Consider the following 22021-nt stretch of genomic DNA (forward strand, 5'->3'; position numbering starts at 1 on the left):
ATCTTATTTTTCTGTACTGTCGGAAGCCTGGTTATCAGACGAGTCAGGGGCTGGTGATGTGTGGCTGGAAGTTTCGGCATCTGATTCCGTCTCTTCGCTTCCTTGTTCCTCTTGCATCTGATTCTCTGGCTGTTCTGCGACATCCGGTAGAGATGTGTCAGAGTCTGCTTCCTCCGTTTGTTCACTATCATCCGAACCCAATATTTCATCTATTGAGTCGGAATCCTGTTCAGACGCAGCAGGAACGGTCAGTGAATATTTCTCTATCCTATGGACAGGAGCATAAAAGTCCTCCGAAACCAGTGTACTTTTTAATAATTCGCCGGCTTCATCTCTTGTATCGCGATATACCTTTACAATCATTCCAGCTTTGCCGACCCTTGCTGTCTCTGTCATCCCAATTGGCAGCTTAGGGTCATATTGTTTGATTGTTCTTTGTTTGAATTCCTTTTGATCTTTCAGATTTATCGCATATTTATTCAAGAAAGGCTGGCCATTCAATGTAACCTTCAATACACCTTTTTCGATAGATATAATCAGCTTATAATTCACATCGTTACCATTGAAGAAAACAAAGTCCATGTGTTTATCAGGGTTAAGATACGCTTCAAAGCCTATTTTGCTGTATTCAGGAAGCTCCCGGCTGATATGCCTTTCTATGATGGAAAAATTAGTAGGCAGTATTGCCCCATATATGGCAGTTGCAACTTTGCTGGCAGCTGGTGAGCTGAATTTTTGGCCCTTTCCGATTGAATCAAGCAAAGAAAACTGAGATTTTGCAGAAATATCAAGGCTGCTGATACTCTTTACGAAATTTTTGATTTCTTTTTCTTCACTTCCAAGCACCACTTCTGCACTAGACAAATCCAAAGCTTTTGACTGGCTTCCTGATATGTAATTTTCTAGATGGAAAACGGATTCAGACGGATCCAGCGTCGCAGCCTGAGCAATCATATCGGCTAATAAATTATCCTTGTCCACTTCTGCCGAAGATAAAGACAGTGATGTATCAAGGATCATTTCTGTCAGTTTATCTTCGGAAAGTGTAACAGATGCTGCATTTTTCTGTTTGTTGATTATTGAATTCATTGTTTCATCAGCATGGAATATGAATGCACTTGGGTCCACCTGGTACACCTTTTCTTTATAAGCCAATTGGATGTTGGTTTCCTTTTTCCATTTGTCCGTACTTTCTTCAAAAAGAAGGGCCGCATCCTCCGGTGTCAATCCCGACAGGTCGACATTGCCGACCAAAGTGGAAGGTCCGTAGACATCATCTTTGCCAAATATATTATTGTAAGCAAGGGCCCCAAACTGTGAGAAACTAAATATATAGGCAGTCGATAAAATTAATATGAGAAATATTTTTATCAGTTGCTGATTTCTCACAAATGTTCCCCCTTTCCTTACGCTTCAACATTCATGGAAAGACCGACAAGGACGCTTGGCCCCTCCTCCTGGGCTCTCGCGATCTCTTCTTTAGTCAAAACCGTGCCGTTCGCAATCAGCAATTCTCCATTTTGGCGATATATATCTTTAAGCACTGTTTTGCCTTCCAGCAGTTCTATCTGCTTCTCCCTTAATTTTTGTTGCTCTAAAGTCTCGTCATTATCCTGCATGATCAGCTGTTCCGGCCTTTCCAGGAAATTAGCTGAAGCTTCTTCTTTCACGATCAATATATCTTTTCCATAAGTAAGCACATTTTCGGTCGACAGGATGATTTCTTTTTCCTTTAGTTTTACCTGCATGCCTATGACATTGCCGTTATCCTCGTCAGCAAAAAATTCTGTAACAGCACCTAAAAGCTGGCCTTTACGCGTCATGACCTTAGAATCTGTAATCTTGATTTTTTTGTTGACGAGCTGGTTGGCGATCGGAATTTCATTTAAATCAATAACGGAATTCCTGCTTTCGATGGTTACGGCATACTCTCCGATCCCAATTACTTTTTTAAAAGGGATTGCCTTCACGCTTACCTGGAAATCCTCATGCTCTATTGTCAAAAAATCGATGGAACCTTTTTCCGGATTGATCACTAGGCTTTTTACAGAACCTATTTCTTCTCCCTCTGAGATACTGATAATGGGCAAACCTAGTATTTCTATGCTTTTTTTCATAATTTTCACCTGTCCTGTTTTGTTTTTAAGAATTAGATTCTGGCTGCATACAGCTCTGAAATATATTGCAGCTGCCCTGTAACGACAGGGTAATCACAATAGGCGATCTTTAGCTCCTGCAATAGCGATTCCAGCTTATCTATATTATGAGTGCTTACATAATGATTAATTAGCAAATTCGAGAAAATGAAATAGTCTTCCGGTGATAGATCTGGATTCCGGTATTCCTGGACCAGGGCCTCATACTGGTCATCATCCAGGCTGTTTTTAGCCATTTCAATTTGTGCAAGCATCGTATTTAAAATTTCCTTATTTAAGGAAGGCCGCGTTTCATGAGCTATGGTTTCTTCCAGGAAGTCTTCTGTTTCTCCATCGTTCGCAGCTGCTGCAAACTGTTCGGAAGTATTTATCTTTTCTTCCCCAAATAATTCAGCTTTTTCCTCTTCGGATATAGATGGCAGCTCCTGTTCAGCTAATATATCGGATGAGTCAGAGATTTTTGCATGATCCAAATTATGGATATCAGGTCCTTCTCCTAATGCTATACCGCTTTCTAATACATCTACTGATAAAGGCTGCTCTTCCGGCTCGACAGCTTCCTGAACGTCTAATTCAGACAACGATTGTAGTTCCTTATCATCAGCCTCTTTTTGCTGGGTGCTTTCGCCTTCTACTGCGTCTATATCAAATAAAATACTGGTCAATAACTCGTCTTCGGAGAAAGCTTCTTCCGTTTCCTGTGTATCCTGATTGTTTTTCTCTACCTCTTCTGCCAGCGAACCATCCTCTTTGGCAGTAAATTCAGACAAAATTTGCGTTTTGTCCATATGTATGTCCTCTACTGCGGCCGAAACAGTATCTTCTAGCATATCTTCGTCAAGCTCGGATGAAGATCTATGTGAAATTGATACGTCTGGGAAGTCAATTGCATCACTATTCAACCATTCTTCTAATTCAGACAAATAGTGATTTTCGCTGCTTGCATGATCGCTGGATGTAGTCACGGTCCCTTCTTTTCGATTGATTTCTTCAAGTATTGATGTTTCTTCTATCAGGTCGATTTCAATCTCTTCAAGGAATGACATTTCTTCTGTATCACTTTCGGATTCTGGCTGTGCATCAGGAGACTCATCAATCCCAAGCTCATTCTTTTCTTGAAGGATTTCAACATCCCCTATTTCCATTGTAGATTCACTATCATCAGCAGTTTCGTCTTTAGATGGCTCGATTTCAATCTCTTCAAGAAATAAAGTGTCTTCTGTAGCACTGCTTTTGGGTTCTTTATGATGATCAGCAGTGTCCGTCCCGAGATCTTCCTTTTCTTGCAGGTTGTCAATAGCCTGTAATTCCATAACAGATTCACTATTATCAGCAGTTTCGTCTTTCAATGGCTCAATTTCAGATTCTTGCGCCCGCAGTTCGTCGCTGTCGGCAATAGGCATGCTGCTATGCTCGAATATATCCCCTTCTCCCCTATAGGAAGTTTTTTGTTCAGATAATACGACAGCATCCGAGTCGTAAGCCTCATAAATTTCAAAATCCGTGACATTTTTACCAGTAGTATCAGATAAGGCCAAAATATTTGATGCCTTCTCTCCAAGAAGATATGTTACAGCAAGCACCAAAAGTAATAACACTAGAAAAACCTGCCAAATTCCCATGGAAAGGTTTGCAAGCAATCCTAAAATAGCGATGAAAAAAGCTGATCCAGTCAGCATAAGCTTGCCTTTATGCGTTAGTCCAAGGGGCAAAATAAAAAGCACTGGAATTAAAACCGCTAGTGATAAAAACATAAAAATCAAGTTTACCAACGTTTTTCCCCATTTCTACCAAACTTGTTAATATGATTTGATTCGTGAAAATATACCTATTTTCTACAAAATTTAGATATAAAGTATTGTATAATAAATATATAGTTTTTGAAAGAAGGGGAATAGGTGAAAAGTTCTATTTTTTTAAATGATCATAGAGGCTTCACTTTAATAGAAGTCCTGGTATCGATATCCATTCTCGGGATTATCGCAGCCTCAGTTATGAATTTCTTGGCGCAATCCTACGATTTTACCAAGAAAAATGAGAGTAAGACGGTCGGTATCAATGTTGCGCGCAATGTGTTGAATTACATAGAACATCAGGATTTCTTGGCTATAAAAGATGCCTACTTCCCAGAATCAACACCCCTGGAATCTGTGGCAATTTCCCGAAGCAATTGCATGGACAAGCATTCAAATAAGACAATATTCACAGGAAGCTGTCAAAGTATTTTTCAATCAAAGGTAAATAATGTGGACTATGAAGCGACGGTGATTTTACATAAATATGAAACGTCTGAAAATGGACTATCAAACAGGCTGATCCCCGTTACAGTGACAGTAACCTGGAATGATAACGAAACGACAGTAAGGGGGATATTGAAAGAATGAAAAAGCTCCTGTCCTCCAACCGCGGAATGACTTTGATAGAGGTCCTATTGACTCTGGTGATTGGTGCAATTGTGTCAGGTGTCATTTATTCCTTGTTCATTACAGGGCTTAATCTATACCAAAAGATCCAGATTGAAGGGCAATTAAGGGATGATGCCGACTATATTGCCACCATGATCCTTAATGAATTATATACAAATGACCCCACAAGTGTTCAGCCGTTGTCTGGGGATAAGCAAGGCATCGCGCTTATACGGGCTGGCACAAAAGAAGTGAACCGTTATTTGATCATTGATTCTGAGCAGCCGCCCGCCATCATCAAAATCTATTTCGAAGATAATCAATTCATCATAGAACATGCGGACAAGGAAGATGGCAAGGTGGTATTGGACAGCTTATCCTCCAATTTTACGACCGCAGACGTAGACGGAGTTGCAAGGTTCACTGAGATATCCATAGATCCAGACAGCAAATGTACGAAGAAGAACGGGACAGACAACTGTACTTCAGGAACCATACACCTCAATTTGGTATTGGAAGATAATAAAAGTACAAGGGGTTCGCTCATCAGGACAAAGCCTCTGGTGCTGGAAAGTTCATTTGGTTTCTAAGGGGAGACAGCGATGCTGAAAAATAATGAAAAAGGATCAACTTTGATAACTGTGCTGCTGGTTTTTATGATCTTCATGACCCTGGGCCTTGCCGTAATGGCAGCTAGCATCAATGGGGCAAAAAGAACGGAATCCAGAGAAACCAATATCGTAGAAAACCTGGATGATCTTAAGGCGATGAAAGAAGGCTTGGGGATTATCGAAGGCTATATTGCCGCTAAAGGGGCAGATTTGGTTAAAAAAGATATTTTAACTTACAAGACTACTCTAGCTTCTTTTATTAATGATCAGAATGACAAACAGCAAGCAGTTGCCGATGCTGGCAACACGAGGTTCACAATAAGCGATATTACGGAAAGTGAATTTGCCGGCTTTATTAACCCTGTCCTTGATTATACCCGAGTATTTGCAATTACAGCCGGGCCGTATAAGCAAAATGTATATGTAACAGCAATGCCCAGCTTCTTAAAATATGCTGTGGGTTCACGTGCAGCCTTAACTCTAAATGGCTCTGCATCCATTGATGGAAATATTTACGCGAGTGAATCCTTGAATATCAGTAATGAGGCCCAATACATATATAACGAAAACAATAAATTGGTAAAAACACAGCTCCCGGTTGCGAAAAATGAAGTTGAAGTATTCGTGGACAGCCAAACGGTTTCTTTATGCAGTTCCGAGCTCGCCTGCTATGATGATTCCTTTGCCAAAAAGGATTATACATGGAAACCAATTAACTCCTCGCAGTTAAATGATGCATTTAGTGATGGCAATCCGTCCATGCATGTTGGTGACAAACCCAATTTCATTGATGTGGACATCCTGCAGACTTTTTTGGAAAAGTTAAATGGCCTAGGGCTTAACATTCCTTATTTTCCTGATGGAACGGGACTGGGAAAAGAAGAATATAGTCGTTTAAAAAAGAATCACTTGATAACCGAAATACAAAATATTACTGCGAGTAATATAAATGTAGCGGTTATTAAAAACTTCCATAACATCAGTCAGCATGACGAGAAAGCTTTGTTGTACCAGGGAGATGCGAATATAGATACCCATGACCTGGAGCTCCGAGACGATCAATGGCTCATCGTTAACGGAAATGCCCGCCTGGAGAGCAGCGGAAATAGCCATATGGATGTGAAAGGAAATATACTGATTACCGGTGATTTGACGGTAAAAGGTGATCTTGGGTTCAGTTCCGTAATATATGCACTTGGGGATACCGACCTCAATAGTGTAAACATTACATGCTACAAGAGGAATTGCGGCGACACTAACGGTACTTTAATATTGATGACTCAGGGACAATTGGATATAGCCATTGTAAACAAATTTAAAGATGCAAAGACAGAGAAAACAAATATCCAAGGTTATCTTTATACAGATTCTAAAGCGGAAGTGTATGCTGTCGGGTCATTGCTTTCTGTAAATGGCGGAATTTTTTCTTATGAGGATTTGAACATTAATAGTTATCGAGGGAACGCATCTGATGCAAGTACCGATTTACGATTTACTGCTGATGAACACATTGACGCCTCCAGGCTGACGGTAAAGAACGACAATCGACTGTTTTTAAACCAGCTCCAGGGACTTCCAAAAGCATCTGGACTCGAGGTAATACCTGAGCGTTTAGAGATAAACGAAGAATAATAATATGAAAAAAGCAGGCTGCAACTTTTATGCAGCCTGCTTTGTAATTTTTCAGTTTCCTTTTACTTAAGAAGCTTCATGGCAGCTTCATGCTTCCATTTCAGAGCATAATCATATGCGGTCATATTCTCTTTGCTTCTTATCTTTTTATCTGCACCGTTTTGCAGCAGGAATTGTACAATTTCGGTGAGCCCCTCCTCACCTGCATACATTAAGGCGGTTTTCCCTCTTTGATTCTGATGGTTCAATGTTCCCTTTACATAGGGAAAAAGCTTGATGATCAATTCAGGACGATTGTTTCGTACGGCTGTCAAAAGAAGCGTATCTCCCTCCGCATCAGCAATTTCCCCTGTCTTGCGATCTTGCTTTATTAATGCAAGCGCTATGTCAGTATGTCCTTCATGGACAGCAATATTTGCAGAAGTCTCTCCAAACTTATTTTTCTTAGACGGTGAAAGTCCTTTATCTAGCAATATATCAACAAATTTGGTGTCACCCTTCAAAGCTGCAATATGCAAGGCTGTATTCCCATCCCCGTTTGTTTTGTGCAAGCTGCTTTTGTGACGCTCCACTGCTGATTCAATCATTTTTTGTTTAGAGTCATTGATGTTTATATCCTGTTGCTGGGAAGCATTTAGGGAATAAGCCAATCTCACCAAGAATGGAGAAGGATCGTGTTTACTGAAGACCGCACCTTTGTTGATTAGCATCCCGGCTATCTTAAATTGCTGATACTGTAATGCAAAGTCTAGAGGTGTCACGTGGTCCTCGGTTTCAAAATTCAGATCTTGATCGTCGCTTATATACTCTTCAACGTATGCCATGTCTCCAGACTGTATGGCTTTGACCAATCCCTGCTCGTCTTCTTTGGACGAAGAGGATTTTGCATCTATGAGAAAGAACGATGCTGCAGCACCAGCGACTATTATAGCTATGACTAAGATCGTTAAAATGTTTTTACGTTTCATAAATTTCCTTTCCAATTATGCTTTTTTGAAAAAGAAGCCATAACAAATGTTATGGCTTCATTATGATTAATACTTGGAAGAGCCGCTTTTGCCTATAGAACCGGGTTCTACTACTTTTACCTTTAAAGCTGCAGTAAATGTAGCTCCTATATCATCCTTTGCGACAATGGCAATAACCTGCTCACCAAGCCTGTTTGCGGAAATGATTCCATTTTTATCTATAGATACATAGTAGTCATTATTTGTTGCAAATGTCAGTTCTGTCCTGTTGGTTGCATCCGCTGGCACATTTGATACATATTTCAGTATAGAATCTGTATTTCCTTTTTCTATTTCGATGGCAGAAGGATTAACAGAGATGCCTAGCAGAGGCTGCCCAACTTGAACAGTCACTTCCGCCTTAGCTCCGCTTCCATCATTGGCAGCAACCTGTATGGTCGCAGCCCCAGTCGAAACACCTTGGATCCTTCCATTTTCTATGACTCTTACAATATTAGAGTTATCTGACGCCCAGCTGACATGTTTGTTTGTTGCATTACTTGGAAATATTTCAACATGAAAATTACTAAATTCAGCATTCTTATCAATTCTTATGTTATCAGGAGTAACCGATATCCTGCTGATTGGTACGTTTTGAATAGTAATGTTAGCTCTTTTCTCTATCCTTTCCCCGGTGGCATTTATTCCTGCCACGATAAGCTGTGCTGTACCCTGTGTAAGCCCGGTGATCGTAAACTCACCCTTATTAATGGACGCAAGTAAAGGATCAGATATACTTACTTCAAGACTGTTTCTAGAGTCCTCAGGCCTTAAATCTGAAATAGGAAGTTCTGCAGTATCGCCGACATTCAATGTTAAGTCGTGCACAGTAAAGCTCTCAACAGGTATTCTTACTGTCACATTTGCCGTTTTCTCTACTGAATGCCCAAATACATCAGTAACGGTGACCTTTACTTTTGTTGTCCCATGTTTCAATACCTCAGCAAATCCAGTTTCTGGATTAAGGTTAAGTATTTCTCCTCCACTGTCCTCTTCCCATCGCACTTCCTTAATGCTTGCATCAGACGGGACAGTCGTTAAATTCAGACTGAAATTCTTTGATATTCCACGGTTCAACACAAAATCAGTTGGGAATTCTATGCCGGTTAGTGGCACTTCCGCCAATATTGTCAAAGGATTAAACTCAACAAATTCAGGTTGATCTAATACATTGTTATATCTTAGCTTTGAATTATTAAGTACATAGCTTTTCTTTTCCGTTGCTTTTATATTTACTGTGAAAGTAACAGGATCAGCCCTGAATTCATTATCCGTTTTTCTATAGACAATATCAGGCAAGTTCTTCTTATATAGGCCGTTTACGAGGCTCCCTGTTTGATCTCTGCTATTAAGGACCTCGATTCCTTGAGGAAATGCTTCTGTAAATTCTAAGCTGGAAAGACGGATTTCATTACCTATTATGCCTTCAACTGCCTTGCCGCTCAAAACTCTAGGCGTGATTGTATACTTAATGGAAATTGTATCATTTACTTTTATCGGTGATGCTGTCAGTACTTCCCGTGATACATCGAGATTCGTTTGTAGCTTTTCTACCGCTATAGACAATTCTTTTTCAGCTCGTGCCCCGCGGCTGTCAACAGCCACAATTTTGACCTTGGCATTACCGCCCTCCGGAAGCTTGTGATCAATGGATGTAACAATAGTGGAACCGTTTGGGACTCCCTCTTTCGACATAACCTGTGTACCGTTTAAGTACACCTGTGTAGAAAACTTCTTATCCTTCAAATCAAAATCATCCACTTTATAGGATAATTCAATATTCTGATTCGACGGAATCACATCTCCCTCTTTCGGAGAAAGCACAGTGATCGCAGGGGCGTGATTAGAGCCAAGGAAGGCGCGATACATCGTATTTACAAAAAGCTTCTGCTCTGATTGCGGAAATCCAGTGCTGGTGTGCCCGCTCCCTGAATAAGTAATATTGCCCTTGGAATATGTATAATAGTGGTTCCAGCTGTCATTTTGATCACGGTTACTGCCAATGATATTATACCAGGGGATTACATCCTTATCTTCCAGGTCTAAAGTATAATACTGATTGTGTGTAGGAGCTATCATTATATTAGTGTCCAAATTAAAAGGATAATTCGTCATTAATCCACTATTAACTTTAACTGTATTCCTGGATATATTAGGAGCGTTCAGCCCCAAATTCGTCATCGGGTCAATCTGTCCGGATGCTGCCTTAAAATAAGTTACCCAGTTGTTACTGTAACTCGCTTCCTTGTATATCGTGTCATGGGTAAACATAATGCTTTGTCCCGATTTTATATATGTTTTTAAGGAATTGACTGCGTTGTTGCCCAAATTTGCATCATTATAAACATCAGCGAATCCGAAAATGACCATATCATACTTACCGTTAATATTCGTATGAATCGTTTGGTTAAATGTATTGATATCCGTAACATCTATATGAATATTATATTCTCCAGATCTGTTAAGGAAACTTTTTTGCATATTATTTTCATTCGTTAAAGCGCTATTGTCACTATTATTTTTGGTCACTTGTAGCACATTAATATTAACGGGCTGGTCCTTAAAATAAATCATTCCCTTGCTGCTGTCTTTCAGGTTCAAGCCTTTATCCAGCAGTTCCAGCTTCCAATACCTTACTCCAGAATAACCTGATGGGAGCTGGTATGATAATGTGACCGTTTTGGATGTAACTCTTCTCTCAATCACTATTTCCTCTGGATCGTATCTGTCGTTGAAATCCGAATCTATGTATAGCCTTGCTTCCAAATCCCTCGATGAAACATCACCAGGCTTCAGAACATTCATTTCAAAATTCAAGGTATCACCCGGCCCATATTGACGATCTCCAGGTTTGCTGTTAATAGTGAACCTTGGCCTTTCTTTATAATTTTTGCTTTTGAAATAGTCTTTCAAATGAGATATCAAGTCCTGCTCTTTATTATCGCCGTGCGAGTTGTACTCTATAATATTCGTTCTTGGATCATTCAAAAAAGGGCGAAATTTATTATATAATATTGTACCTGTTTCAAATGTAGCCCTATCAAGAATTACAGGCTGGTCTTTATTAATGAATTGATCAATAATTTCATTTGCCTTTAACACAGTGATATCATTCATTTTTCCTGTTGTATTGTGAGCGGTGCTTCTTTCACTTAGAGTCTTGTCTTTAGTATTCAGCTTCTCCGGATTATAGTTGCCTTCCATGATTGCAATGAGGTCGTATTGGCCATCCAGTTCCTCCCGCATCGCAACAAACTTTTTCATCGTCATTGTAGTTATTTCATAGCTGTCATCCCGGTCCAAAATTCCCCTCAGCTTTGATACGTTCCCGACATCTATAATCTCCAAAATCTTGTATTTGGGAGAAAAATCCGGGAGTTCATTGCCGTATCCTGCATCGGCCGGGTCAGGATGAAGCTGGAATATTACAGAACATAGTATAATAAAAGCTACAAAAATATGTTTTATTTTCTTCATAGCCGCACCTCAATCGACAGTTTTTCCATTATCTATAAAAATTCATAAGTCTTTCCTCCTATTATAATATCAATGAATTCCCGAAAGCCATAGAGAATTGTAAAAGCATGTAAAAAAACACTGCTTTTTGTGAAAAAGCAGTGTCATCCGACATATTGCGCAACTTTATTTCTTCCAGCCTGCTTGGCTCCAGTGTACATCGCCCGGTCTGCATGTCGGACAAGGGCCTGTGGATCCTCTGCATCTACAGGGGCAGTAGCTACGCCAATGCTTGCTGTAAGAGGCACCAGCTGATTGCTGCGGTGGTGGTCAAGGTCGGAATGAACCGAAAATGATTTACCGGCGATGGAACGCCTGATGAATTCTGCAAAGTCATAGGCTTCCTGCTTCCCGAAATTCGGTATCAAAATAACAAATTCCTCACCGCCATACCTGGCCAATATCCCCCTCGTTCCAATCAGTTTATCCAGTCGGTCGGCAAGCTGGACCAATAATTCATTTCCGCTTTCATGTCCATATGTATCATTTACTGACTTAAAACGGTCGATATCTATCAATATCAACGATAGGTTTTTATATTGCTGTTTTTCTATTTTAGTAAACTCTTCCCGGAGGACCCTGTCAAAATATCTGTAGTTGTAAAGATTAGTGAGCGCACATTTCTCACTTTCCAGCTTTGTTTGCTGCAGGTTCCTGGCATTTTCAATGGCAACTCCCAAATAGGAACACAAGAGGTCCATAATCATCAGCTGATAATCCACATACATCCGCTTCTTCGGGGAAGCCAGTATCAAAATCCCTACCACAAGTGAATTCCTGACAATCGGGACGGCAAGAATGCTCTCCATGCCCGGAGATATTACTCCCACATCAAGGTGCTGCCACTCTTTTCTTGAGCTATAGATGATCCCCTTTCCGGTTTGCCAAACTGTCCCGCTGACACCTTCATAGGATTTAAACATCTTGATATCTTTATTTTGCTCCTTGCCATCTTTGGCATATCGGAGCAGCTCAATCTCTTGCCGTTTATTCGAAATATCAAAGATATATGCTTCCTCAGCAGGGACAATATCCGAAATCTTTTCAATGAAAAGCTGGGTGACTTCCTGTACCTCCAGCCTCTGTGTCAGCTTATGGCCGAATTCGCTTGCCTTTGTAAGCAGCGCATTTATTTCCTGTGACGAATTATACATCCTCATAATCAAGGCGAGCGCAATTAATGGTATCCCGACAAACAGGATAGACAAATATCCAATTTGCTGATAAACAATGAACATAATAATTGCTTCCGGCACAACAATTAAAGAGGAAATGCAATCCCAGAGTAAATCTTTGTCAAATAACCGCGGCTTTATTTGAAACAGGATATAACGGACAGCGGTTAAAAGGATGGTATTCAGTACAAAGTAGGCTAACTGATAGGCGAAAATCTTCCCGAAATCTGCCGCAGACACAGACGTGGCAAACTCGTGCGTCCCTCCAATCCAGTAATAAAACAGGCCGCTTAACAGACTGATAAAAAAGAAAAGGATCGAATTCAACGGCAAGCGATAAATTTCCTCCCGTCGCAGCTTTAGCATCAAAAGCATAAATAGAAAGGAAATTTGCGTCAATATTACTTCTGCCGAGAGCCCAAATACAAGAAATACTGCCAGGGATACCCCCTGAACAGTCGAAATGGGGGTATTGTTAATCACCATCGGTATGAGTGAGAGCACACACATCAAGATTAAAAATGCAAGCAGATCCAATTCCTGTCCATTGAATCTGGAGGGGGAGTGCTGGATTGTCAGCCATATTCCAGCTGGTACAATTATCAGCCAAGCGAGCCATATGGCTAATTGCTTGCTTTTCGACAGCTCCATAACAGTTCCCCCTCCTTTTTTTGGCTTTGGCTTTATATAAATAATTTAGTTCATTTTATCAAATTTTCAAAATAATGTCACATATTAAATAATCCTTTTGTCCCATGGTTTATCAATATCTTCCACTTTTTTCAAGAAAGGGATGGCATCTGCAAGAAAATACAAGGAACCGGTTATGACTAATAATTCATCATCTCCCGTTGCTGCAATCCCTTTTCTTATTGCATTCTTCCAATCCTGTTCCCAATCCTTGTCACGTGCAGTGCTTGCCGCAAAGAGTTCTTCTGCATCTGCAGCTCTGTCGTTCTGTATTTTAGTAAATATCATTTTGTTTGCATGTTCATCTAACAATGCGATCATCTTTTTAAAATTTTTGTCGCGAAGTGCGGTGAATACAAAGTTATATGCAAAGTCTGGATAACGATCTTTCAACGTTTCAAGTAACACGTTGACTCCATCGGGATTATGGGCAGCATCCAGAATAATGACAGGCTGTTCAGAGATGATCTCAAATCTCCCTGCCCATCTTGCTTTTCTCAGTCCGTTTCGAATGCCTGCCTCTGTTATTTGAAACCCATAGTTTTCATTTAGAATAAGCATTGCCGCAATGGCCAGTGATGCATTGAAGGCCTGATGCTTGCCCAGCATGGCTACCTCGACCCTCTCTAATACGGTTCGATCCATACGAAAAGTAATTTCCTGGTTAGTTTTGAGCTTGTTTATGCTTTCAAGCTGGAAGCGATCATTGAATTGATAAAACGGCGCGTCTTCAGAAATAGCTTTCTGTTTAATGACTGAAGCTGCTTCGTCAGGGACTGGACCGCAAATAACAGGGATGCCTTTCTTAATGATGCCAGCTTTCTCGCCTGCAATTTCTCCGAGCGTATTCCCTAAAAAATCAGTATGTTCCAGCGAGATGGAGGTAATGACCGACAATAAAGGAACAATCACATTTGTGGAATCCAGCCTTCCTCCCAGTCCAGTTTCAATGAGTGCCACATCCACGTCACTTTTCTCGAAATACATAAATGCCATTATGGTTAGGATTTCGAAATAAGTCGCCCCTTTTTCCTCTAGAAAAGGATAAAGCTGATTAACCAGCTCGATAATCTCTCCATCTGGAATCATCCGGTCATTAATCATGATTCTTTCATTAACTTTTACCAAGTGCGGCGAAGTGAAAGAGCCTACAATTAACCCTTCCTCCATTAAAATGGATTTCATCGCGTTCAGTGTAGAGCCCTTTCCGTTGGAACCAGCGATATGGATATTTCTAATCCTTCTTTCTGGATTGCCGAGTTTTCGAAGGATGCTCTCCATTCTTTCCAGGCCAAAATCCATTCCTAACTTTGATTCTCTGTTATATAAATAATCGATTACTTCATTTATATTTTTAAACATGGAAGCCACCTGCCCACTTAAATATGTAAAATGCTATCCTCTAAGTATTGCTGTATCTTTCTGCTGCTAGAAGCATAGATACAAAAGAAATAAGCATGCTCAATACCGTCTAACCTTACTGCCAGCCTCCAGGCGATCGACAACCTTATTGTCGGTACAATGGCAGCATGTTATATTGTCAGCGATTATAATCCCTGATAAACAGGTAATCAATGTACAATTATTCAAATCGGTTTTCAGTCAGGCTCGGATCGTTCGAACACTCGATCCATCCTACTGCCTGCCTTTCATCAAATTGCAACGAGAGATGAATCAATGTCATCTCCCCAATCGATTCAGACATAGTCCGTTAACGAATTAAGCATCCTTTTAATCATATCAAATTATCATAGTAAAAGTTACGAGTAATTGAATTGATATGGCTGCCGATCCTGCAGTTTAGCACGGCAATCGACTTTTCCTATTACCAGGATAAAAGATTGAAAATATATAAAGTTAAAAAGAAAACTCGCCCTTTGGCGAGCTTCAAAACTGTAAGTCCTTAGTTATGATGAATACGTAACTCAATTTTGTCTTTTCAATAAAATGAGGAATGAATGAATGAATAAAATCATTCATTCATTACCTCATCTTAAAGCACTTTTAAAAGATTTGAATAGAGCCAATGTTAAAGCTGTTTCAGCTCATTAATTCTGTGAAGAACAGCATCACGTTTTTCGCTGTAGTCTTTTTCTTTCGCACGTTCTTCTTCGATTACCTTTTCAGGGGCTTTTTTAACAAAGCCCTCGTTCGATAATTTCTTTTGAACACGTTCAACCTCTTTGTTAAGCTTATCCAGTTCTTTTTCCAGGCGGGAAATTTCCTCGTCAATGTTAATCAAGCCCTGCAACGGAAGAATTAATTCGACACCCGTCACAACTGCCGTCATTGCCTGGCCTGGTTCTGTTACCTCTGTTCCGATTGTAAGCTGCTCAGGATTACAGAAGCGTTCCAGGTATGCGCGGTTTTTCTCCAGCGTCTGAACAGTCCGCTCGTCCTTGGCTTTCAAGATCAGCTTAATCTTCTTGCTCATCGGTGTATTAACTTCTGCACGGATGTTGCGTACAGAACGAATGATTTCCACAAGCAGCTTCATCTCTTCAGAAGCTTCGGCATCCGATAATTCTGGATTTACTGTCGGCCAAGCAGCAACCGTAATGGATTCCCCTTCATGAGGAAGGTTCTGCCAAATCTCTTCCGTAATAAATGGCATGAATGGATGGAGCAACTTCATCGTGTTATCCAGAACGTAAGCAAGGATAGAGCGAGTCGTCTTCTTTGCAGCTTCATCTTCACCGTATAAAGGAAGCTTTGCCATCTCGATATACCAGTCACAGAAGTCATCCCAGATAAAGTTGTAAAGAATTCTTCCAACCTCACCAAACTCATATCTTTCTGCAAGCCTTGTCACTGTTTCGATCGTTTCATTGAGACGGGTTAGAATCCACTTGTCAGCAACTGATTTCTCACCGCTAAGATCGATTTCTTCGTATTTGAGTCCCTCCATATTCATTAAAGCAAAGCGGGACGCATTCCAAATTTTATTCGCAAAGTTCCAAACCGACTCAACCTTTTCAGTGCTAAAGCGGAGATCCTGACCTGGTGAGCTTCCAGTGGAAAGGAAGTATCTCAGGGAATCAGCGCCGTATTTTTCGATTACTTCCATAGGATCTACACCGTTTCCTAAGGATTTGCTCATCTTGCGGCCCTGTTCATCACGTACAAGCCCGTGAATCAATACATCCTTAAATGGTCTCTTCTCGGTAAATTCAAGTCCCTGGAAAATCATCCTGGATACCCAGAAGAAAATGATATCATACCCTGTCACTAATGCATCCGTAGGGTAATATCTCTTAAAATCGGTGCTTTCAGCATCAGGCCAGCCCATTGTTGAGAATGGCCATAACGCTGAACTGAACCAGGTATCCAATACATCCTTATCCTGTTCCCAATTCTCGATATCCTCCGGTGCTTCATGGCCCACAAATACTTCACCGGTAGTCTTATGATACCAGGCAGGTATGCGGTGGCCCCACCATAGCTGTCGGGAAATACACCAGTCACGGATGTTTTCCATCCAGCGAAGATACGTATTTTCAAACCTGCCAGGAATAAAATGAACTTTTTCTTCCTCTGATTTCCCTTGCAATTCGATTGCCTTTTCGGCAAGCGGCTGCATCTTAACAAACCATTGAGTGGACAGATAAGGCTCCACTACTGCGCCGCTCCGCTCTGAATGCCCTACAGAGTGTACATGTTCTTCAATCTTGAACAAAACGCCCTGTTCCTGTAAATCCTTTACGATTTGCTTGCGGCACTCAAAGCGGTCCATACCATGATATTTGCCCGCTCTTTCATTCATGGAACCATCTTCGTTCATGACAAGGATCCGTTCCAAATTATGCCTGTTTCCCAGTTCAAAATCATTAGGGTCATGTGCCGGCGTAATTTTTACTGCGCCAGAACCAAATTCCATATCAACATAATCATCGCCGACAATAGGAATCTCACGTCCGGTAATTGGCAGAATAACCGTTTTTCCAATAAGATGTCTGTATCTGTCATCCTCAGGGTGTACAGCTACCGCCGTATCGCCCAGCATCGTTTCCGGACGGGTTGTAGCAACTTCAATATGGCCGGATCCATCTGTCAAAGGATATTTCATATGATAAAACGCACCCTGGATATCCTTATAAATTACTTCAATATCGGATAATGCTGTCTTTGTGGAAGGATCCCAGTTGATTATATATTCCCCGCGATAGATAAGGCCTTTGTTATAGAGTGAAACGAACACCTCTCTAACTGCTTTGGATAGGCCTTCGTCCAAAGTAAAACGTTCTTTCGTGTAGTCCAGCCCAAGGCCAAGTTTAGACCATTGTTCGCGGATATGGCTTGCGTATTCTTCTTTCCATTTCCATGTTTCTTCGACGAAGGCTTCGCGGCCCAAATCATAACGGCTCTTGCCATCATTTCTTAGTTTTTCCTCTACCTTGGCCTGTGTCGCAATACCGGCATGGTCCATGCCAGGCAGCCATAATACATCATAGCCTTGCATCCTTTTCATTCTTGTAAGGATATCCTGCAATGTTGTATCCCAGGCATGCCCCAGGTGAAGCTTTCCGGTTACGTTTGGAGGCGGAATTACAATCGTATAAGGCTGTTTCTCCGCATCGTTCTTTGCTTCAAAATACTTTCCATCCAGCCACCAGTGATAGCGGCCATTTTCAATGGTTTTGGGATCATATTTCGTTGGCATCGTTTGTTGATTTTCTTCCATAATCTGTTCCTCCTTTATTCGAAAGCGCACGGCGCTTCATTTAAACTGACAAGCACAGGCGGCATCCAAAGATGCGGCCTACATGGCCAGGTCCGCTGAACTCAGAATGCAAAACGTTTTTACATGTTTCTCTTGAAAAATAAAAAAACTTCCTCGTCACAAAAGGACGAAGGAAGTTGTTCGCGGTTCCACCTTTTTTCCGAAGCTGGATATATTACATCCTTGCTTCAGCTCTCATATAAAATAACGGCTTTTAACCGGTCTCCATTACTCTGCCTGTTTGCCTCATGGCAAAAGCCTTTCTTGGAAACGACTCACGGACGACTTCAGATGCCACTTGCTTAGAAGCCTTTCACCAAATGGCTTCCTCTCTATAAAGAAGTAATACATCTTACTGCTCCCGATCATAGTCTAAAATATTCAATTATGTACAGTGATGATTGGATACCTAATATACTACAAAAAAACATATTATATAGTCAATATTCTTTTCCTATTTCTTATTATTTTATACTGTGCCTTCCTAATTTGATAAAGGCGTTTTCACCAATTTGAAAAACAATCATACGATAAAATGAGAAATGAAAGGATGGTGGTCAATGATGAAGAAACGATACAATCCGTACAGCCTTCCTCCATGGTTACGAACAGTTCGTGGCGTGTGCCACCAATTAATTATTCCATTTAGCGTCTTTCAAGGTGTTAGGACGTTTTTTTTGCCAACCACGTTTGACGTCTTCCTGCTGGCAATCTTTATCCTGCTTGCATTGGCTTTGTACCTGGGATGGTTTTGACGCTCTATTATAAACAAAATAAGTTAGAAATAAAAAACGACCGGCTGATCACTAATACAAATGGCTGTTGGACACACACTGCCTGCAATCTGTATTAATGGTGCCGGTCTTAGCTTTGCTGCTGTGTTTGGTTGGCCTGTGCCTCTTTGTTCCTCCGTTCAATCTCCTCGATCTTTGTCACCATGTACTCCACATTTTTTAACTGCCAATATTGATGCTGGAAATGGGTTGAATACTCCAGCTCAGTTCTGCTTCCCTTACGTTCAAAGTAATTTCTGACACTAAGCACCATTGATCCCGGATATGCCATATAGCTTTGAAACAAGAGCATTTCCTGCTCCTTTAAAGGAAAATACTTCAAATAATTATAAAGCCAATCCACACAATCGTCGCATGCAGTTGGATAAGTTCTCGCTGATTTTACAAGAAACGGCAGAAGGTCGAAATGAGGAGGAGCAGTCTTTGAATCTTCAAAGTTGATAAAATAACCATAGCCTCTCTCATCATATAGAAAATGGCTGGTCGAAAGCTTTCCATGGGTAATGACTGCTCTCGCCTTTTCTTGATCCTTCGTTTTACTGTACCAGTCATTCAACTTTCGTTCGGCATACTCCAGTGCCTGCGTGATTTCGGAGTAGTGCAGGGCAAAATTCAGTTCAAACGGAGACATATACCATTTTCTTTCACACGCTGCCATGAACTCATCCAGGAATTCACGATGCTCCTTCCATTGCTGAATGGTCAAATTAAAATGCTCTTCCCTGTTTTCTTTATCGACCGGAACTTCTTTTGCAGAAATCATATGAATTCTTGCAAGCTCACGAAACATCTGTTTATGCCGGTTTTCCCGCTCTCCTGGATTGTCGTCTTGAAGCCATGGCATTAAATAACTTAGCTCTCCATTATGCAGGACAGCGTAGCGGCCATCTGTGGCGGGATAAATAGGGACGATTCTATTGTATCCCTTTTGGAACAATTGCTGGATATTTCGAAAGAAGTCGACACCCTTTTGTGGAGGAATCGTTTTCAGCGCATACACACCACTATCACTGTAAACCTTTTTTACCTTGCCAAAGTCTTCAATATGATTGACAGCTAACGGATAATGACGGAGCGGCTCGGCAAACTCCATATGCAGAACCCCCTCAGTTTGGTCAGTCACATCACCTAATGTAACTTATATGGACCTACGGAATATGCGATATCTCAAAATACAGCAGAGCAGGATTGTCATCACTGCTCTCCTGTACTGACTATTTTTTGAAAACTGGTGCCTTTGGAATATAAAGAACCTGGCCTTCATACACGTCGCTGCCTGGATCCAGCTCATTTGAATTCACAATAGACTGGGCACTGACCTCATATCTGTCCGAAAGAGAGTCCAATGTATCTCCATGTTGTACAATACATACCTTCACTTTCGTCAACTGTTCTTCCTGCTTATTGCCAAAATAATCCATAATAGATAATTTCCCTTCTTGATTTTCTTGCTGTTGCTGATTTTCCCTCTTTTTATCCTCAGAAGGAGGACGATTTCCCTTAGGAAGCATATCAAGGATTGGTGCAATTTTATTCTTAATAAAGCCTTTCTGTGCACCGCCCTTAGCCGGAACATTTGATTCTTTCTGTTCTGCTGCTGCGGGAGCTGGCTGCTGGTTCTGGGATTTTGCCTGATCTACAGGTACAGCAGGGGCTGCCGGCTGTACCTCTTGCACTGGCGGCTCAGCGGGTTGAGCCGGAGCTGCTTCCACTGCTTCTTCCTCTTCTAATTTTGGTTGTTTTACTTTTTCAAACACCGGTACTGTTTCTTGATTCCCTTGGTAGGTGGCTGCAGGACTCGTTTCTGATGCAAGATAGTTGCTATCTTTCATCAATTGATCCATCAAAGGAGCAACAGGTATGTTAAAGACGGGTATATCTGGCTGGGTATTTGCAGCCAGTAATGGCTCATCCTCTTCAAGGCGTTCCTCATCAGGCAGTTTTTTTGCTTCAGCATAAAATGAGGTAAACAAATCGTCATCGGTATTTTTCTGAATAAATATCGGTTTATCAAAAATGACTTCAGTACGCTCTTCTTCTGCCTCTATCCCATTCTGCCGCTCACTCTGCTGTAGGTTCTCCATAGCTTCTTCCAATGACAACTCCGAAGGCTGTTCATCTTCCTCCTGCTCGCCATTTTCGTCATAGCCTTCGAATGCAGGAGGCAGCCAGGAGATTTCCTCTCCAAGGCTTTCATTATATTCATAGCGGTGTGGAGGGTCGTCTTCCCATTCTTGTTCGGCAAGGTACTCAACCGCAAAGTCCCTTACCTGTTCCGAGTCAAGCTTTTGTTCACCTTTTTCCTCCTCTTCCTCTCCAAGCTCTGCTGCAGCATGAGGCTCTTTATAAATTCCTGTTATCACCAGGTCAGCTTGAAGCTTTAAGCAATTCTTGGCAGGCAGCACATAATCAAAGGTTTGGATTGATACATCTACATCATATAGAGAATTTATTCGATTATAGGGTATGGTGATATCGACAGGGAATCGATGCATAAAAACATTGACTCCATCCGCCCCTCTTTCCACATGCTGAATATTTTTAGGCAGGTAGCTCTGTGTGTAATCCCTGGGTTCTGACTCCCCGGAACGCGGCTCTTCCTTATACTCTCCGCTCAAGTCCAGAGTCCCTTTTATAACTACATATTGATCCCTTTCATGAATCGTAACATTCGGATCCAACGAAAGGGAGTATAACTCTGCGACTTCCTGTCCCTTCTGAAACCAAATTGATTCCTCTAAAGAAAATCGTAGATACGATTCGTTTTCATTAGACAAGATGATTCCTCCTCCCATTTCCTTGCGAGCATGAATATGCCATTAACAACTTATGAAGAAGTAAATCTTTTTATGACATGATTAAGCCAGCTCAAAGACGATAGAAACAGAAAAAGACTGCCCTTGAAAAAAACAGGACAGTCCCTAATTGTCTATAAAAGGGGGGAATGTAGACATTGTGCACCCCATTTATCATTACCCTTTGTTTTTTAGCAATAAAAGCCCGGAATTAAGTCATTACGCCGTGTTTTAGACCGTTACGAGCCTCTTTAAGTGCAATTGACCATTTCCTTCAACACAATCCTATATTAGAGTTCCCCTAGACCAGCTTTTCCACAGAATCATTGGGCTCTAGGGATTCAAGCAGCTCTCTTCACATTTATCTATGTCTTTGTGGAGCATCTCTAGTCAGTGAATGGCCGTTGCATATGTGGGAGCAGCGGGAAAGGTGAGCCCTCTTGAGGAGCGGCAGTGACGGGGAGGCTTACCGCCCGCCTTGCGGAAAGAGAAGCTCCTGAAACAAAAATCAACAGACCCA

14 protein-coding genes and 1 other annotated feature are annotated in these 22021 nt (G+C 41.2%); of the genes, 4 read left to right on the plus strand and 10 right to left on the minus strand.

Going from position 1 to position 22021, the window contains the following annotated elements:
* Positions 1-3 precede the first annotated feature (3 nt).
* Genes V1500_RS19860 through V1500_RS19870 form a run of 3 tightly spaced genes read right to left on the minus strand, consistent with a single transcriptional unit; the run spans position 4 to position 3928 of the window.
* Entirely contained in the window at positions 4-1389 is a 1386-nt protein-coding gene (locus V1500_RS19860) for a hypothetical protein (protein WP_409301962.1), read from the minus strand.
* 17 nt (positions 1390-1406) lie between these two features.
* Entirely contained in the window at positions 1407-2117 is a 711-nt protein-coding gene (locus V1500_RS19865) for a PRC-barrel domain-containing protein (protein ID WP_409301964.1), read from the minus strand.
* Between the two features lie 32 nt (positions 2118-2149).
* Complete coding sequence (locus V1500_RS19870) at positions 2150-3928, minus strand: hypothetical protein (RefSeq protein WP_409301966.1); 1779 nt, start codon at positions 3926-3928, stop codon at positions 2150-2152.
* Positions 3929-4054: 126 nt separating this feature from the next.
* Between V1500_RS19870 and V1500_RS19875 the strand changes: the two genes are divergently transcribed.
* The 3 genes from V1500_RS19875 to V1500_RS19885 are packed head-to-tail and all read left to right on the plus strand — an operon-like array spanning position 4055 to position 6804.
* Entirely contained in the window at positions 4055-4540 is a 486-nt protein-coding gene (locus tag V1500_RS19875; RefSeq protein ID WP_409301968.1) for a type II secretion system protein, read from the plus strand.
* A complete protein-coding gene (locus V1500_RS19880; RefSeq protein ID WP_409301970.1) occupies positions 4537-5151 on the plus strand; it encodes a type II secretion system protein J in 615 nt (204 codons plus the stop codon). The genes V1500_RS19875 and V1500_RS19880 overlap by 4 nt, the downstream gene beginning before the upstream one ends.
* A 12-nt stretch (positions 5152-5163) precedes the next feature.
* Entirely contained in the window at positions 5164-6804 is a 1641-nt protein-coding gene (locus V1500_RS19885) for a hypothetical protein (RefSeq protein ID WP_409301972.1), read from the plus strand.
* A gap of 62 nt (positions 6805-6866) precedes the next feature.
* Here the strand turns inward: V1500_RS19885 and V1500_RS19890 are convergent, their stop codons facing one another.
* The 5 genes from V1500_RS19890 to V1500_RS19910 form a co-directional block, all read right to left on the minus strand.
* Positions 6867-7772, minus strand: a complete 906-nt coding sequence (locus tag V1500_RS19890; RefSeq protein WP_409301974.1) for an ankyrin repeat domain-containing protein — start codon at positions 7770-7772, stop codon at positions 6867-6869.
* A 66-nt stretch (positions 7773-7838) separates the two neighbouring features.
* Positions 7839-11288: a DUF5057 domain-containing protein gene (locus tag V1500_RS19895; protein ID WP_409301975.1), complete on the minus strand. Its 3450-nt coding sequence runs from the start codon at positions 11286-11288 to the stop codon at positions 7839-7841.
* A gap of 143 nt (positions 11289-11431) precedes the next feature.
* Entirely contained in the window at positions 11432-13153 is a 1722-nt protein-coding gene (locus V1500_RS19900; RefSeq protein ID WP_409301977.1) for a sensor domain-containing diguanylate cyclase, read from the minus strand.
* A gap of 84 nt (positions 13154-13237) precedes the next feature.
* On the minus strand, positions 13238-14554 hold the full coding sequence (locus V1500_RS19905) for a bifunctional folylpolyglutamate synthase/dihydrofolate synthase (RefSeq protein WP_409301979.1): 1317 nt from the start codon (positions 14552-14554) through the stop codon (positions 13238-13240).
* A gap of 667 nt (positions 14555-15221) precedes the next feature.
* Positions 15222-17873 carry a valine--tRNA ligase gene (locus V1500_RS19910; RefSeq protein WP_409301981.1) on the minus strand — a complete coding sequence of 884 codons (2652 nt, stop codon included), beginning with the start codon at positions 17871-17873 and terminating at the stop codon, positions 15222-15224.
* Between the two features lie 159 nt (positions 17874-18032).
* Positions 18033-18290 (minus strand) — a binding site (T-box leader).
* 185 nt (positions 18291-18475) lie between these two features.
* Here V1500_RS19910 and V1500_RS19915 point away from each other — a divergent pair.
* Complete coding sequence (locus V1500_RS19915) at positions 18476-18667, plus strand: hypothetical protein (protein WP_409306054.1); 192 nt, start codon at positions 18476-18478, stop codon at positions 18665-18667.
* Between the two features lie 109 nt (positions 18668-18776).
* Here V1500_RS19915 and ysxE read toward each other — a convergent pair whose 3' ends face one another.
* Together ysxE and V1500_RS19925 are read right to left on the minus strand one after the other, a co-directional pair.
* Positions 18777-19799, minus strand: coding sequence for a spore coat protein YsxE (gene ysxE / locus V1500_RS19920; RefSeq protein ID WP_409301982.1), 1023 nt, complete (start codon positions 19797-19799; stop codon positions 18777-18779).
* 121 nt (positions 19800-19920) lie between these two features.
* Complete coding sequence (locus tag V1500_RS19925; protein WP_409301984.1) at positions 19921-21483, minus strand: LysM peptidoglycan-binding domain-containing protein; 1563 nt, start codon at positions 21481-21483, stop codon at positions 19921-19923.
* Positions 21484-22021 lie beyond the last annotated feature (538 nt).

The sequence above is a fragment of the Peribacillus sedimenti genome (assembly GCF_046237635.1).
GTDB lineage: Bacteria > Bacillota > Bacilli > Bacillales > DSM-1321 > Peribacillus > Peribacillus sedimenti.